This is a genomic window from Erwinia persicina NBRC 102418, assembly GCF_001571305.1.
Classification (GTDB): domain Bacteria; phylum Pseudomonadota; class Gammaproteobacteria; order Enterobacterales; family Enterobacteriaceae; genus Erwinia; species Erwinia persicina.
This window is the reverse complement of the sequence record NZ_BCTN01000004.1, coordinates 146,660-160,737: the sequence shown is the minus strand read 5'-3', so window position 1 is coordinate 160,737 and position 14,078 is coordinate 146,660. Positions and strand designations below refer to the sequence as shown.

14 protein-coding genes are annotated in these 14,078 nt (G+C 56.3%); 8 read left to right on the top strand and 6 right to left on the bottom strand.

Annotated elements, in window-relative coordinates; all coding sequences use genetic code 11:
• The first annotated feature begins 27 nt into the window (after window positions 1-27).
• The 6 genes from EPE01S_RS06655 to agp all read left to right on the top strand — a co-directional run bounded on the left by EPE01S_RS06655 (window position 28) and on the right by agp (window position 7,305).
• Entirely contained in the window at window positions 28-2,553 is a 2,526-nt protein-coding gene (locus tag EPE01S_RS06655; RefSeq protein ID WP_062743820.1) for an outer membrane usher protein, read from the top strand.
• 16 nt (window positions 2,554-2,569) lie between these two features.
• Window positions 2,570-3,322, top strand: coding sequence for a fimbria/pilus periplasmic chaperone (locus EPE01S_RS06650; protein ID WP_157075997.1), 753 nt, complete (start codon window positions 2,570-2,572; stop codon window positions 3,320-3,322).
• A complete protein-coding gene (locus tag EPE01S_RS06645; protein ID WP_062743819.1) occupies window positions 3,319-4,254 on the top strand; it encodes a fimbrial protein in 936 nt (311 codons plus the stop codon). The genes EPE01S_RS06650 and EPE01S_RS06645 overlap by 4 nt, the downstream gene beginning before the upstream one ends.
• Window positions 4,255-4,288: 34 nt before the next feature.
• Window positions 4,289-4,894 (top strand): helix-turn-helix transcriptional regulator, encoded by a 606-nt coding sequence (locus tag EPE01S_RS06640; RefSeq protein WP_062743818.1) that lies wholly within the window; start codon window positions 4,289-4,291, stop codon window positions 4,892-4,894.
• Window positions 4,891-5,394 carry a fimbrial protein gene (locus tag EPE01S_RS06635; protein ID WP_062743817.1) on the top strand — a complete coding sequence of 168 codons (504 nt, stop codon included), beginning with the start codon at window positions 4,891-4,893 and terminating at the stop codon, window positions 5,392-5,394. The genes EPE01S_RS06640 and EPE01S_RS06635 overlap by 4 nt, the downstream gene beginning before the upstream one ends.
• Window positions 5,395-5,709: 315 nt before the next feature.
• A complete protein-coding gene (gene agp / locus EPE01S_RS06630) occupies window positions 5,710-7,305 on the top strand; it encodes a bifunctional glucose-1-phosphatase/inositol phosphatase (protein ID WP_062743816.1) in 1,596 nt (531 codons plus the stop codon).
• Window positions 7,306-7,434: 129 nt separating this feature from the next.
• Here agp and EPE01S_RS06625 read toward each other — a convergent pair whose 3' ends face one another.
• Entirely contained in the window at window positions 7,435-8,808 is a 1,374-nt protein-coding gene (locus EPE01S_RS06625; protein WP_062743815.1) for an NAD-dependent succinate-semialdehyde dehydrogenase, read from the bottom strand.
• A 156-nt stretch (window positions 8,809-8,964) separates the two neighbouring features.
• Window positions 8,965-9,195: a YccJ family protein gene (locus EPE01S_RS06620; RefSeq protein ID WP_062743814.1), complete on the bottom strand. Its 231-nt coding sequence runs from the start codon at window positions 9,193-9,195 to the stop codon at window positions 8,965-8,967.
• A gap of 332 nt (window positions 9,196-9,527) precedes the next feature.
• Here EPE01S_RS06620 and EPE01S_RS06615 point away from each other — a divergent pair, with 332 nt between their 5' ends.
• A complete protein-coding gene (locus EPE01S_RS06615; protein WP_062743813.1) occupies window positions 9,528-9,716 on the top strand; it encodes a con-10 family general stress protein in 189 nt (62 codons plus the stop codon).
• Between the two features lie 117 nt (window positions 9,717-9,833).
• The gene (locus EPE01S_RS06610) at window positions 9,834-10,745 is read left to right on the top strand and encodes a DMT family transporter (protein WP_062743812.1); all 912 of its coding nucleotides are present in this window, start codon (window positions 9,834-9,836) and stop codon (window positions 10,743-10,745) included.
• A 36-nt stretch (window positions 10,746-10,781) separates the two neighbouring features.
• Here the strand turns inward: EPE01S_RS06610 and rutG are convergent, their stop codons facing one another.
• Genes rutG through rutD form a run of 4 tightly spaced genes read right to left on the bottom strand, consistent with a single transcriptional unit; the run spans window position 10,782 to window position 14,078 of the window.
• On the bottom strand, window positions 10,782-12,110 hold the full coding sequence (gene rutG, locus EPE01S_RS06605) for a pyrimidine utilization transport protein G (RefSeq protein ID WP_062743811.1): 1,329 nt from the start codon (window positions 12,108-12,110) through the stop codon (window positions 10,782-10,784).
• Window positions 12,111-12,144: 34 nt separating this feature from the next.
• Complete coding sequence (gene rutF, locus EPE01S_RS06600; protein ID WP_062743810.1) at window positions 12,145-12,669, bottom strand: NADH-dependent FMN reductase RutF; 525 nt, start codon at window positions 12,667-12,669, stop codon at window positions 12,145-12,147.
• A 9-nt stretch (window positions 12,670-12,678) separates the two neighbouring features.
• The gene (locus EPE01S_RS06595) at window positions 12,679-13,269 is read right to left on the bottom strand and encodes a malonic semialdehyde reductase (RefSeq protein ID WP_062743809.1); all 591 of its coding nucleotides are present in this window, start codon (window positions 13,267-13,269) and stop codon (window positions 12,679-12,681) included.
• Window positions 13,254-14,078 (bottom strand): pyrimidine utilization protein D, encoded by an 825-nt coding sequence (gene rutD / locus EPE01S_RS06590; RefSeq protein ID WP_062743808.1) that lies wholly within the window; start codon window positions 14,076-14,078, stop codon window positions 13,254-13,256. The genes EPE01S_RS06595 and rutD overlap by 16 nt, the downstream gene beginning before the upstream one ends.

Below are 14,078 nucleotides of genomic sequence, written 5' to 3'. Positions count from 1 at the left end.
AAACATACGTCGCTCCGGTAATGGATTATGGAAAAATTAACCTCAAAAATAAAATGGTCAGGGATAGTGGCCGTTTCCATTTTTCTTTCTCTGGATATGGCAGAACAGACAGCCCGGGCCGATCGCGTTCAGTTTAATACCGACCTGTTTGATGTCGATGACCGGCAGAATATCGATATCTCTCGTTTTACGCAGAAGGGTTACATCATGCCGGGCCGCTATCCGATGAACATCCGGCTGAATAATGAGCCGCTTTCCGCTCGCACGGTGGATTTTTTTGTACCGGAGGCACGGCCTGACAGCAGCGAACCCTGTCTCAACGCGCAGCTGGTCTCTGAGCTGGGCCTGCGACCGGCGCGGGCGGAGGATTTAAGGTGGTGGCATGACGGCCAGTGCCTCGATATTCGCAGTCTGAAAGGGATGCAGGCAAGCGGATCGCTATCGGACTCGACGCTGACGCTCAGCGTGCCACAGGCCTTTCTGGAGTACCAGTCAGCCACCTGGGATCCGCCGTCACGCTGGGATGAAGGGATCCCGGGCGTGTTATTTGATTACAATCTGACCAGTCAGGCGCGGTTTACCCAACAGGCAGGTGAACAGCGTAGTCTGAGCGGTACGGGGGTGACCGGAGCCAATCTGGGGCCATGGCGTCTGCGTGCCAGCTGGCAGGGGCGTCGTGACTCACTGGATGGCACCACCCGCAGTCGCTTTGACTGGACGCGTTATTACGCCGGGCGCGCGCTTCCTCATCTTGGTGCCCGGCTGGTGGTGGGTGAGGACTATCTGACCTCCGATATTTTTGACAGCTTCCGCTTTGCGGGGGCCAGCGTGATTACCGATGACAATATGCTGCCGCCTAATCTGCGAGGCTATGCGCCGGAAATTACCGGTGTGGCACGGACGAATGCCCGTGTGGTGGTAATGCACCAGGGACGGGTGCTTTATCAGACCCAGGTGGCTGCAGGGCCGTTTCGTATCCAGGACATCGATGACGCGGTACTGGGTGAACTCAACATTCGCGTGGAGGAGCAGGATGGAACCGTCCAGACCTTTACGCTGAATACCGCCTCGGTGCCTTATCTTACGCGTCCGGGCCAGGTGCGTTACAAAATGGCACTGGGGCGGCCTGTTAACTGGCAGCATCGTACCAACGGGCCCGAATTCATCAGCGGTGAATTTTCGTGGGGAGTCAATAACGGCTGGTCACTGTACGGCGGGGCTATCGCCAGTGAGCACTATCAGTCGTTGGCCAGTGGCGTGGGTCGAGACCTGTTGGTACTGGGGGCAATGTCATTCGACGTTACCCATTCCGTCGCCCGTTTACCCTGGGGAGAAAACCGGCAGGGGAATGCCTACCGGCTGAGTTATTCAAAACGCTTCGATGATTACGGAAGCCAGGTCACGTTTGCCGGTTACCGCTTCTCAGAGCGGCAGTTTATGACGATGGAAGAGTACCTTGACGCCGGAAACGCGGGTGACAGACAGAGCCACAGTAACAGTCGTGAAATGTACACCATCACGCTGGCACAGGATCTGCCGGCGCTGGCTGCCAGTGCGCAGTTCAGCTACAACCGACAGACTTACTGGGACAGGCCTGAAAGTGAACGCTATAGCCTGGCCCTGTCACGCTATCTCGATGTCATGCAGTGGAAAAATATCAGTCTCTCACTCTCAGGCTGGTCCAACCGTTATAACCAGGTCCGTGACCGGGGTGTGTATCTGTCTCTGTCTCTGCCGTTTGGCAATCGCAGTACGGTCAGCTATAGCGGGTCGGGCGGGCGAAACAATCGCAGTCAGCAGCTCAACTACTACCAGACGCTGGAGAATAACGACAGTTACAGCCTGAGCGCTGGAACCACAAATGACCATCAGGTTCTGTCGGGATATTACCTGCATGACGGCAATAGCGGGCAGCTCACCGGCAGCCTTAACGTTCAGCAGGATCATTATCAGGCGATTGGCGCAACGCTGAAGGGCGGAATAACGGCCACACGTAAAGGCATCGCGCTGCACCGGCAAAACACGCCGGGAGGAACACGCTTGCTTGTTGATACCGACGGCGTGGCGGGTATTCCCATCAGAGCCAGCGGGGGAGTGGTTTACAGCAATGGTCGTGGCACAGCGGTTATTTCCGATATCAGCAGTTATTACCGTAACCAGATCGGTATTGATATTAACCGACTTCCGGATAACGCCGAAGTGACCTCATCTATTGTCAGCGCCACGCTGACCGACGGGGCGATTGGCTATCGCCAGTTTTCCGTGGTGGCGGGCGTGAAAGCCATGGCGATGATCCGCCTTGAAAACGGCACCTCGCCGCCGTTCGGCGCACAGGTACTAAATGCGCGGCAGCAGGATGTCGGGTTGGTGGCCGACAACGGGGCTGTGTATCTGAGTGGGATGGCGTCAGGAGAATCGATGACGGTTCACTGGGGCGGAAAACCGCAGTGTCAGATTGTCATACCGGCGCTGAACGATCGTGCGTTGTCCGCTTTGCTGCTGCCCTGCGTGCGCCAGCCTGCACCGGCGGCAGAAGGCGTGTTACATCAATAATCAGAGAGTTAAAATCATGAAACTTATCTCCATCTCAGCGGCAGTGACGTTTTCCACGGCGGCCATTGTTGTCCTTTGCTCGTTATCCGCTACGGCGGCTGTTTCACTCGATCGTACGCGCATTATTGTGGAGGCGAAAACTCCGTCCGTCAGTCTGACGATAGCGAATGAAAGTCATCAACTGCCCTATCTGGCCCAGGGGTGGATTGAAGATCAACAGGGCAGAAAGATAAATTCCCCTTTCACTGTTTTGCCGCCGGTGCAGCGAATTGAAGCCGGTGACAAAAGTCAGATAAAAATTCAGTCCTTGCCGCCGGTGAATTTACTGGCTCAGGACAGAGAATCACTGTTTTATTTTAATCTGCGGGAAATTCCGCCGCGATCTGACCAGCCCAATACGCTGCAAATTGCGCTGCAGACCAAAATAAAATTATTTTACCGGCCTGCGACGTTACAGCGTTCATCCAATGAGCTCACGACCCTGATCCAGCAGCAGGTGACGCTGGCGCGGAAAGGCGACCACTACCAGGTGTACAACCCGACCGGCTACTTCATTACCCTTATTGATGCCCGACGGCATCAGGCAGAAGAGACGATAAGCGGTTTTGAGCCGGTGATGGTGGCACCATTCAGCAACGCCACGCTCGGGGGAAGTGCAGCCGCACTGGGGGATGAACCGATGCTGCAATATGTCAATGACTTCGGCGGACGCTCAACGCTGGCCTTCCACTGTCGGGGAGCGGTCTGTGCGGCCGCTGAACAGCCATGAGACGGCTGCTGTTCTGGCTGGTTGTCCTGCTGCTGCCCGCGAAAGCACTGGCTTTTTCCTGTATTGATAAGCGTGACGGTAAAGCCTTCGACGCCGTTGGTCAGCGCAATATTGACGTCACGGTCAATCTGTCACCGGAAATTATGATTGGCGACGTGGTGGTGTTCGACCTGGCGCAGTATTTCACCTGCCGGAATACGGACCCCTCCATTTACGTCGATTATATGCGGCTGAATGCGGGAACCTATAACACGGCGCTGGATGCCTCTTTTAACAGCGGTGTTGAGGTTAACGGCCAGCGCTACCTGAATCCGATCGGTCCGGCAATAACGGTGTATACGCTTCGCGATGGTGGCTGGCACGATCTACAACTGAAAGCCTTTTATCAGCTAAAAGATAACCCGGGGCGAGGCGTACTGATCAAGGCCGGCACGGTCGTGGCCAGTATGCAGCTATATAAATGGAGTACGCCAGCCGGGGGCGTTTTTACCGCAAACTGGCGCGTCATCGCTGCGAATGATGCGTACTACACGTCTGGCACCTGCGCGATTAATCAGGGGCAGGATATCAATGTGGACTTTGGTTATGTCGCACGCAATGAAATCGCCCAGAGTGCCAGCGTCACGCCGTTTCGCCGTGACGTGCATATTCCCTATCAGTGTAAAGACACCCGCAGTTGGGCAATAAAAATGACGCTCTCTGCAGAGGCCAGCTCTTTTTCCGCTAATGCCATTAAAACCACTAACCCTGACCTGGGGGTGGAAATTTACCATCAGGGAAAACGAATACGTCCCTTCGAGAGTATTAACAGCCAGATCATCAATGGGATCGGGGGGGACGATTTCACCTTCGCTCTGGTGAGGTCGAATCGCGAAGACGTCGCCACAGGGCCTTTCAGCGCCACAGCGGTGCTGGTTATGAGCCTGCTGTAAGCGCGTATCATTCTCCCGGATTAAGGAAAATACGATGTCTGATCCCCGCAGTCTGACGCTGATGATGTTTGACCACGACCGCTATTTTGCGGATGGCGTCCTGCGTTTTCTGCAATCTCACTATTCTCAGGTCATCATCAGGCTGTCTGTCCGACAGGTGAAAAAAATTGATCTTCTGATGACCGGAATGGACGCCGTCTCGCTTTGTGCCTCGCAACAGTATGCGCGGCGATTAACCACAAAAAGCCAGCTGCTGGTGGTTCATGACTCCGGTGAACGGGGCTTTCGAACGCTGCCAGAAAGTCTGCAGGGCTACCCGGTAACACATCTCCATCGGCGGCTGCCACTGGCACGCCTCGCCAGCGTGTTGCAGCAGTTGATCCCGGAGAAGGACAGTCTGATCACGGTTATCGATCCGCGATCACTCAAAGAAGACCGCCTGACACCGCAGGAAAAAACGTTTATCGCACATATGCGCGTTCACTTAACGCCGCATCAGATTGCCAGCAGTATGGCGCTGCACCCAAAAACCATCAGCACCTACAAACGTTCGGTCATGCTCAAGCTGGGAATGCAAAAGAATCTGGAGCTTTATCACTGGTTATTTTATTCGTCACCTTCGGACAGGGAGAGATCATGAAGTACGCGGCTATCTTCGCAGGGCTATTCGTGCTGGCGTTAAGCAGCCAGGCGGCAGAGAACGGTTACGGAAAAATAACCCTGTCCGGCGTGGTCGTGGATGCTCCCTGTTCTCTGGCGCCGGGTGCCGGGAGCATTGAGGTCAATTTCGGTGATATCAGTTCTGCGGCGTTGCAAAACGGCCATCCGTCACCAGTGAGGGAATTTTATCTGGCGCTGGCCCGGTGCCACACATTGCAGAAGAACCAGGTACGGGTGATTTTTCAGGGGACATCATATGCGGACGGGCTGTTTTCTGTGGGGGAGGGGAACACGACGGTGGGCATTGAACTGCGCGATCGAAACGGTCAACCGGTACGTAATAATCAGCCCGTGGCCTGGCAGCGGCTTAATGAAGGGGATAATCAGCTCCATTTTACGACGGTGCTGAAAGCACGTTCGCCGGTGGTCAGCACCGGGCGCTTTCAGGCGCAGGTGTTATTTACGGTGGAGTATTTATAACGCCGGTGAAAGGCAGGACGATTATCATTCTTATCCTTCAGTTTTCGCTCCTTTCCTGCTATTTTCTGGCAGAACGGGTGATTAGAGCATTCCTAAAAACATCTTGTTTCTTTTCAATCGCCTGAAGCCACTAAACCGTCGGGGTCAGAGTCTGCTATATTCTCATGAATGATTGACTGCCTGTTCTGACGTCAGGCAATGCGCTGACGTTGCACTCTGAGTGGGGTTGTGGTGAGTCAGCGTTGATGCACGGCACGCTCTTGCGCTGCATACTATGCCCGGTACGTTCACCCCTTGAATCAATGGAATATACATATGATCAAAAAGTTTAGTCTCTGTGCGCTGGCCGTTTGCTCCGCACTTTCCGGGGTTCCTGCCTGGGCCGCTGATGGTGATTATCAGCTTGAGCAAGTCCTGATGATGAGCCGCCATAACCTGCGTGCTCCGTTAGCTGACAATGGCAGCGTACTGGCACAGGCGACTAAAAAGGCCTGGCCTAAGTGGGACGTACCCGGCGGGCAGTTGACCACCAAAGGGGGCGTACTGGAAGTTTACATGGGCCGTTATACCCGTGAATGGCTGGCACAGCAGGGGCTGGTAAAAGACGGAGAGTGTCCGGCACCGGATGACATCTATGCCTACGCCAACAGCCTGCAACGGACGGTGGCGACCGCGCAGTTCTTTATCACGGGCGCATTCCCCGGCTGTGATATCGCCGTTTCTCACCAGGACGAGATGGGCACCATGGATCCGGTCTTTAATCCGGTGATCACCAACGACAGCGAAGACTTCAATAAACAGGCGCTGACCGCCATCAACGGCGAAGGCGAAAAGCTGGCGTTGAAACCGGCTTTCCAGCGTCTGGAAAAAATCATTGATTATAAAAATTCGCCAGCCTGTGATGGCAAAAAACAGTGTGACCTGAGCTCTAACCAGAACAAATTCAGTGCTGATAATGGCAAAGAGCCAAACGTCTCCGGCCCGTTAAAAGTCGGTAATTCGCTGGTCGATGCTTTTACGCTGCAGTATTACGAAGGGTTCCCGATGGAACAGGTCGCCTGGGGACAAATTAAAACCCCTGAACAGTGGAAAGAGCTGGCGGCGATTAAAAACGGTTATCAGGACACGCTGTTTACTTCTCCGGTCGTAGCCCGTGAGGTCGCGGCGCCATTGGTGGATTATATCCGAAGCCTGCTCGTCGATCAGGATAAAGCCAGCGCGCCGAAAGTGACACTGATGGTGGGGCATGATTCGAATATCGCTTCGCTGCTGACGGCGCTGGATTTCAAACCTTACGATCTGCCGGGACAAAATGAGCAGACGCCGATTGGCGGTATGATCCAGTTCCAGCGCTGGCACGACAAGAAAAACGATCGCGAACTGGTTAAGGTTGAATATGTCTATCAGACTTCAAGCCAGCTGCGTGATGCGGAAGTGCTGTCGCTGGACAACCCACCAAAGCGTGTAACGCTGCAAATGGCCGGCTGCCCGACCGATGCTAACGGTTTCTGTTCATGGGATCAGTTCACGCAGGTGCTGAATAAGTCCCTGCAGGGTACGCCACTGCAGGTGGCAGAGCAGGCACCAGCGGCCGCAGCCACACCGGCAGCGAAACCCGCTGACGAAAAAGCGGTTGTCAATAAAACGCTGGCTGATAAAGCCGCCGCAGACCAGGCCGCAGCGGACAAAGCCGCTCAGGCAAAAGCTTCTGCCGAGAAAGCCGCCGCCGATAAGGCTGCAGCCGATAAAGCAGCGAAGGATAAAGCGGCAGCGGATAAGGCCGCGGCTGAGCAGGAGGCAAAGGATAAAGCCGCCGCAGAGAAAGCCAGTGCAGAGAAAGCGAAGGCCGATAAGGCCGCCGCTGGCAGTGCGGCACCGGCCAAACCGGCGGCGCAGCCTGCGACAAACTAAGGGATCGGGGCCGCCGTTGATGGCGGTTCTGCATTCAAATCGAAAAAGGGGTGACCGGTTAACCGGTCACCCCTTTTTTTGTCAGCACGTTAAGCCACCGGGCGATCCCCGGGGCTACCCGCCATGCGCTTAATCCTTACTGACCACCACCAGCTTCTGGTTCACGAACTCTTTGATGCCCAGATCCGAAAGCTCACGGCCGTAGCCTGAACGTTTCACACCGCCGAACGGCAGTTCTGCGGCCGTATTGGTCGCGGAATTGATATACACCATTCCGGTTTCAATACGTGAAGCCAGGGCTTTACCGCGGTTGATATCACGAGTAAAGACCGCACCGCCCAGCCCATAGTGCGAATCGTTGGCCAGTTTCACCACTTCATCATCGTCTTTCACGATGTAGATCTGTGCAACGGGGCCAAAGAACTCCTCGAAGTAGGCAGGATTATCGCGCGTGATCCCGGTCAGGATGGTTGGCTGATAGAAACAGCCGTCGCCCGGAACCGGCGCGCCGCCCAACAGCACTTTCGCGCCTTTCTCCTTCGCCTGCTCAACCTGTTTGTGCAGGCTGTCACGTGCCTCTGCCGACGACAGCGGGCCAAGGGTGGTGCTGGCATCCAGCGGGTCACCGATTTTTGCGGCTTTGAACGTTTCGGTCATTTTTTCGATAAAGCGATCGGCCACTTTTTCGTGAACGAGGAAACGCTTGGCGGCCGTACAGACCTGACCGCAGTTACTCAGACGCGCCCCTGCACCTGCTTTAACGGCTTTATCCAGGTCGCAGTCGTCCAGCACCACAAACACGTCATTACCGCCCAGCTCAAGGGTGGTTTTTTTCAGGTATTTGCCCGCCTGCTGTGCAACGGCGCTGCCCGCACGTTCGGAGCCGGTCAATGCCGCCCCCTGCACACGGTCATCGGCAATCAGTGTGGCGACCTGATCATTACTGGCAAAGAGATTTGTCCATGCCCCCTGAGGAGCCCCGGCTTCCGTCACCAGTGATTCAAACAGGGTGGCGCAGTGCGGAACGTTCTGCGCATGCTTCGCCAGAACCGGATTACCGGCGGCGAGGTTCGGTGCCAGTACGCGCATCAGCTGGTAGAAAGGGAAATTCCACGGCTCAACGGCAACCAGTACACCAATGGGGTGATTCTCAACCCACGCCTCGCCCAGCTCTGTGGGGTAGGGGGTTGGTGCAAGAAAACGCTCTGCGTTTTCGGCATAGTAGCGGGCGATCTGAGCGCACAGCTGCACTTCACCCCGGCTCTGTTCAATGAGTTTGCCCATCTCAACGCTGGCGGCTTCAGCCAGTTCGTCAACACGGCTGTCAATCAGGTCTGCCAGCTTTTTCAGCACCTGCAGACGGGGCTGCATGGCCCCCTTTGACCACTCAGAGTGATACAGTGCGTCAGCCGTGGCCAGTGCCTGTTCAATCTGGCTGTCGCTGTGGTCTGGCCAGGATTTGATCAGCTTATTACTTGCGGGATTAATCGTCTGGTACGGCATGATGCCTCCTTTAGATAGTGTCAGTAATCAGCCGGGTTCTGGCTGTCATCTGTTAACCCGATACTAAGGGTAGTCGACAGAATGCGGGGCGTTTCGGTTCTCGGACGAGTCTCACCGGGCTGAATTACAGGGCGGGCCTTGCTGCCCGCCGTTGTGTCAGACGTTCTTACGTTCAACCACCTTATTGTCCCATGTCAGGACATCGGCATCGGTTTTTTCAAAGGCACGTAACAGCACCTCGTCACTCCCCTGCTGCACCCAGATCTCTTCAGCCAGTCGCTCGTCGTAGTCTGCGACCTCAAAAATGGCTTCGGCAATTTCGGGGGAGGTGTTGCGAAGACTGGCCCATTCGCCAACGTGATGCGCTTTCGATTGTTGTGTCGCCATAATGCTCTCCTGGGGTTGATGTCGTCCGTTATTTAAGTGATTTATCAGTATAGAAGAGTGGGAGGGAACTGTCCGTGGTGAGCGCGGCATTTGCCTGAGAAATCACCAGTTACCCCATTTTTTGCCACAATCCATTAATAAAAATTAAGCGGTAAAATCAGCATGTTCCTCTCTCCTCTGCACAGGGATCGGGCTGCAAGAGCACATCCCCTGCGGGATACACTACGCTTAATCAGGTGGCAGACGGCAGCGTGTGCTGCCATCGTGCCCGGTTCATCACCGCGTGAACGGGCACCATGCAGAATGATGTCTTAACTATTCGGAGGTAGGAAATGGCAGAACATCGTGGTGGATCTGGAAATTTCGCTGAAGACCGTCAAAGAGCATCAGAAGCGGGGCGCAAAGGCGGGAAGGTCAGCGGGGGGAATTTTAAAAATGACCCTAAGCGCGCCTCCGTCGCCGGGGAAAAAGGCGGCCGAAACAGTCGTGGCAGTAAAGGTAAAACGGAAGACGGGGAATAACCCGGCAGGCTGCCCACCGCCGGGTTTTCCGGCGGTGCAGACTGAACCCACTCACAGCGCTTGACCCTCCGCAGCTAACCCAGCACACTGACGCCAAATTTTCAGCAGAGTGCTCTGATGTCAGGTTTTTTCTCACGTTATAAGTTTGCAGTGAATCCCCAGGAGGGGGTGCTGATCTTCATTACGATGGTCTGGGGCGGGACCTTCCTGGCCGTCCATCATGCCATGACCGTCAGTGGGCCCTTCTTTTTTATCGGTGTACGCTTTGCCACCGCTGCGCTGCTGCTGGGCGTCATCTCCTGGCGCGTGTTGCGCGGCGTGACCTGGTACGAGATCAAAGCCGGTACGCTGATAGGGCTGGCGATTGGCCTCGGCTACGGGCTGCAGACCTACGGCATGCAAACCATTTCCAGCAGTAAATCGGCGTTTATTACGGCGCTGTATGTGCCGCTGGTGCCCATTTTACAGTGGGTTTTCCTTGGCCGGATGCCGGGTCTGATGTCATGGGTCGGGATCGTGCTGGCATTCGGCGGCCTGCTGCTGCTGGCTGGCCCGGAAAGTGGTGAGCTGGCGCTCAACGCAGGCGAAATCGCCACCCTGCTGAGCACGCTGGCGATTGCGGCGGAAATTATTCTGATTGGGGCCAGCGCCGGGAAAGTCAATGTCCAGCGTGTCACGGTGATCCAGCTGGCGGCGGCGTCAGTATTTGGTTTTATCATGATGGCCCCTAACGGTGAGACGGTGCCGTCGTTCAGCCCCTATCTGCTCTACAGCGCCGTGGGCCTCGGGATGGCCAGCGCACTCATTCAGGTGACAATGAACTGGGCGCAACGCAGCGTTTCACCGACGCGCGCAACGGTGATTTATGCGGGTGAACCCGTGTGGGCGGGTATCGTCGGCCGTATCGCCGGGGAAAGGCTGCCTGCTATCGCCCTGCTTGGCGGGGCGCTGATCGTCGTGGGGGTGCTGATCAGTGAAATGAAGCTGAAGCGGAAAAAAACGGCGGCGGAAAAGTCTTCTCAGGCCTAGATGCAGGGGCCTGGCCGGCCCCTGACACAAAACAGTTCAGCTATTCTCACGTACCGGGCTCTGTTCGGTTAATGGCCTGATGCGTTTATAGCTGAGCAGCATATTGAGTAAAATCGCGCCGAAGGTCGCCGTACCAATCCCGCCGAGGGTGAAGCTACCGATTTTCAGCGCAAAATCCCCTGCACCCAGCACCAGCGTAACGGCCACCATAATCAGGTTTCCATTCAGGCTAAGATCGACATGGTTCTGAACCCAGATGCGCGCCCCGGCGACTGCAATCAGGCCGAAAACGACAATCGAGGCCCCGCCAATGACCGGGCCGGGAATGGTGTGAATTAATGCACCAAACTTCGGCGAGAAGCCCAGCACCATGGCAATGACCGCCGCTGCGACAAACACCAGCGTAGAATAGACTTTGGTCACCGCCATCACGCCGATATTCTCCGCGTATGTGGTGACGCCGCTACCGCCTACGCTGCCGGAGAGCATGGTCGCCACTCCGTCACCGACAAACGCCCGGCCCATATACGGGTCGAGACTGCGCCCGGTCATACCGGCAACCGCTTTAATGTGCCCCAGATTTTCCGCGACCAGAATCACTGCGACCGGAGCAATCATCACCATCGCCTGGCTACTGAAGGTGGGGGAGGTGATTTGCGGCATACCCCACCAGGGGACGCTGGCCAGCAGGCTAAAATCAACGGGTTTACCCAGACCAAGGCCATTAGTCAGCAGGGCATAAATGGCCCAGGCGGCAATCAGCCCGACCAGGATCAGCAGGCGCTGCACCATGCCCCGGGTAAACACTGCCACAACGCCTATACACAGCACCGTCATCACTGCCATCCAGCTGTCGAACATGGAGGCGGAGACGCCACGAACGGCAATGGGGGCCAGATTGAGGCCAATGGCCATCACGACGGCACCGGTCACTACCGGCGGCATCAGCTTTTCAATCCAGCGCGTACCTGCTTTCATCACCACAAAACCGATCAGTGTGTAAACCAGGCCGCAGGCGATAATTCCGCCGAGGGCGACGCTGAGATGAGGGTTCAGACCCTGGCCGTTAAAACCGGTGACGGCAATCACCACCCCGACAAACGCTGCACTGGAGCCCAGATAGCTTGGCACGCGTCCTCCTGTGATCAGAAAGAACAGCAGCGTACCCACACCCGACATCAGGATCGACAGGTTCGGATCCAGGCCCATCAGCAGGGGCATCAGCACCGTAGCGCCAAACATTGCTACCGCATGCTGCAAGCCCATGACGATCGTTTGCCCTGCGGGCAGTGTTTCATCAGGTGCGACGATACCTGTTGCGGATGCCGTCGTTTTCGACCATTTCGGGAACCAGGACGTTGCCATCGATATCTCCAGAGTGTGAGCACTACATGAAAAATCAGAAACTGCGTTGGGTTAACGGATGGTAACTGCGATCGAACCAAATCAGACCATGACTGCTGTCGTTGAAAACCAGTGCCTGTGCTTCGCAGATCAGAATGTCGTGGGTGCCTACACTCATCACTTGAGTGACAACACAGTCAAATGACGCCAGCGCATCGCTTAATATCGGGGAACCGGTGGCCAGCGTTGACCAGCTGGCCGCGGCAAAACGTTGATCCATGGGGGTTTTACCCCCGAACAGTGTGGATAACGCTTCATGCCCGGCTGCCAGCGTATTCACACAGAGCTGCCTGTTTTCCAGGAAGATGTCATACACTGATGCAGAACGATTCAGGCACACCAGCAGGGTGGGAGGCGTGTCGGTCACACTGCATACCGCCGAGGCGGTAAACCCGGCCCGTCCGGCTGGGCCGTCAGTGGTGATGATATTGACGGCAGCCCCCAGGCGCGCCATGGCATCACGGAACAGCGGTTTCTCTACACCACTAACCGGAGTAGCAGGAGGGATGGCAAGTGTCATAGGTGCTCCTTATTCAATCACGCAGGCAGTGGAAAAATTAAGGCGTGGCAGGCGGGTATATACCTTCGTCCGGTCGCCGTAGCCGATGTTGACTAACAGATTGCTTTTCCAGCCGAGGCCGGCAAAAAAGGCAGCATCGACCGCTGACCGGTCAAAGCCAGACAGCGGGCCGGTATCGAGCCCGAGTGCGCGACAGGCCGCAATGAGATAAGCCGCCTGCATGGAACTGTTGCGAAAAGCGGTTTCTTCCGCCAGCGCAGGACTGCTGGTGAACCACGCGCGTGCATCGGCATGGGGGAACAGTTCTGGCAGCCTGTCGTAAAACTGCGGGTCCCAGGCAACGATCGCCGTTACCGGCGCCGTCATGGTTTTCTCAAGGTTTCCGCTGGAAAGCGTGGGCTTAAGACGGGCTTTGGCCTCTGCGCTGCGGACAAAAAAGAATCGTGCCGGGCTGCAGTTTGCTGATGTAGGTGCCATGCGCACCAGGTCATAAATCTCCTGCAGCTGCATGTCAGTCACGGTACGATCCTGCCAGCCGTTGTAAGTCCGCGCCTGAGTAAAGAGCGTGTCGAGGGCGGAAGTGTTCAGCGCGTCTGCCATAGTGGCTCCCTGTCAGTGGTGTGGGCGACGAGACGGCTGCCCTGCAGCCAGCTCATCAGTAGGGGGTTAAATGTGGCACTGTCGGTGACGCTCATGGCGTGCCCACCCCAGCTCATGCGGTGAAGGGTGGCATCAGGCAGCGCGGCCAGGAGCCGCTCAGAACAAGTCCAGGGCACCAGCAGGTCATCACCAGAACAGAGCAGCAGCACCGGCTGGGTGATGTGGCCGGCACGATCGCTGAAGTCACAGGCCATCAGCGCGTGGAGTCGCTTCAGGAGATTATCCATCCCCTGAAAGTGCGCGGCGTGCAGGGTGTCTTCCGCTTCAATGCGTGCCTGATTTTCTGACAGCCAGTCTGCAGGGTAGAGAAACAGAGGCTGGGCGCGGACAAATGCCTCAACCCCGACATTCATCAGCAGATCCTGCCGCACGCGAAAGCAACGACGTGTATGGGCATCCAGTTTTAGCCAGCTGTTCACCAGCACCAGTCGCGTTACGCGTTGCGGATAGTCCAGCGCCAGTTGCAGGGCAATCATGCCACCGAGCGCATGGCCAATAATATCGAACTGATGAATATGGTGCTGTTCCAGCAGTGAGGCCAGCTCAGCGGCCATGTCCCGCATACTGTAGCCTTCCGGCAGGACATCCGGGCTGCGGCCGGTGCCGCGTTGGTCATAAACCACCACGCGAAACGCCCGGCGCAGTTCATTCATCTGCGGCAGCCAGAAGCTTCCCAGTCCACCGAGTCCGGCAGCTAGCACGACGGTTCTTGCTCCGGGATCCTCCCGGCCTGACAGCTCAATATGCAT

Coding starts and splice junctions, on each gene's coding strand:
- EPE01S_RS06655 (WP_062743820.1), top strand. CDS start 28: ATGGAAAAATTAACCTCAAAAATAAAATGGTCAGGGATAGTGGCCGTT.
- EPE01S_RS06650 (WP_157075997.1), top strand. CDS start 2,570: ATGAAACTTATCTCCATCTCAGCGGCAGTGACGTTTTCCACGGCGGCC.
- EPE01S_RS06645 (WP_062743819.1), top strand. CDS start 3,319: ATGAGACGGCTGCTGTTCTGGCTGGTTGTCCTGCTGCTGCCCGCGAAA.
- EPE01S_RS06640 (WP_062743818.1), top strand. CDS start 4,289: ATGTCTGATCCCCGCAGTCTGACGCTGATGATGTTTGACCACGACCGC.
- EPE01S_RS06635 (WP_062743817.1), top strand. CDS start 4,891: ATGAAGTACGCGGCTATCTTCGCAGGGCTATTCGTGCTGGCGTTAAGC.
- agp (WP_062743816.1), top strand. CDS start 5,710: ATGATCAAAAAGTTTAGTCTCTGTGCGCTGGCCGTTTGCTCCGCACTT.
- EPE01S_RS06625 (WP_062743815.1), bottom strand. CDS start 8,808: ATGCCGTACCAGACGATTAATCCCGCAAGTAATAAGCTGATCAAATCC.
- EPE01S_RS06620 (WP_062743814.1), bottom strand. CDS start 9,195: ATGGCGACACAACAATCGAAAGCGCATCACGTTGGCGAATGGGCCAGT.
- EPE01S_RS06615 (WP_062743813.1), top strand. CDS start 9,528: ATGGCAGAACATCGTGGTGGATCTGGAAATTTCGCTGAAGACCGTCAA.
- EPE01S_RS06610 (WP_062743812.1), top strand. CDS start 9,834: ATGTCAGGTTTTTTCTCACGTTATAAGTTTGCAGTGAATCCCCAGGAG.
- rutG (WP_062743811.1), bottom strand. CDS start 12,110: ATGGCAACGTCCTGGTTCCCGAAATGGTCGAAAACGACGGCATCCGCA.
- rutF (WP_062743810.1), bottom strand. CDS start 12,669: ATGACACTTGCCATCCCTCCTGCTACTCCGGTTAGTGGTGTAGAGAAA.
- EPE01S_RS06595 (WP_062743809.1), bottom strand. CDS start 13,269: ATGGCAGACGCGCTGAACACTTCCGCCCTCGACACGCTCTTTACTCAG.
- rutD (WP_062743808.1), bottom strand. CDS start 14,078: ATGCATATTGAGCTGTCAGGCCGGGAGGATCCCGGAGCAAGAACCGTC.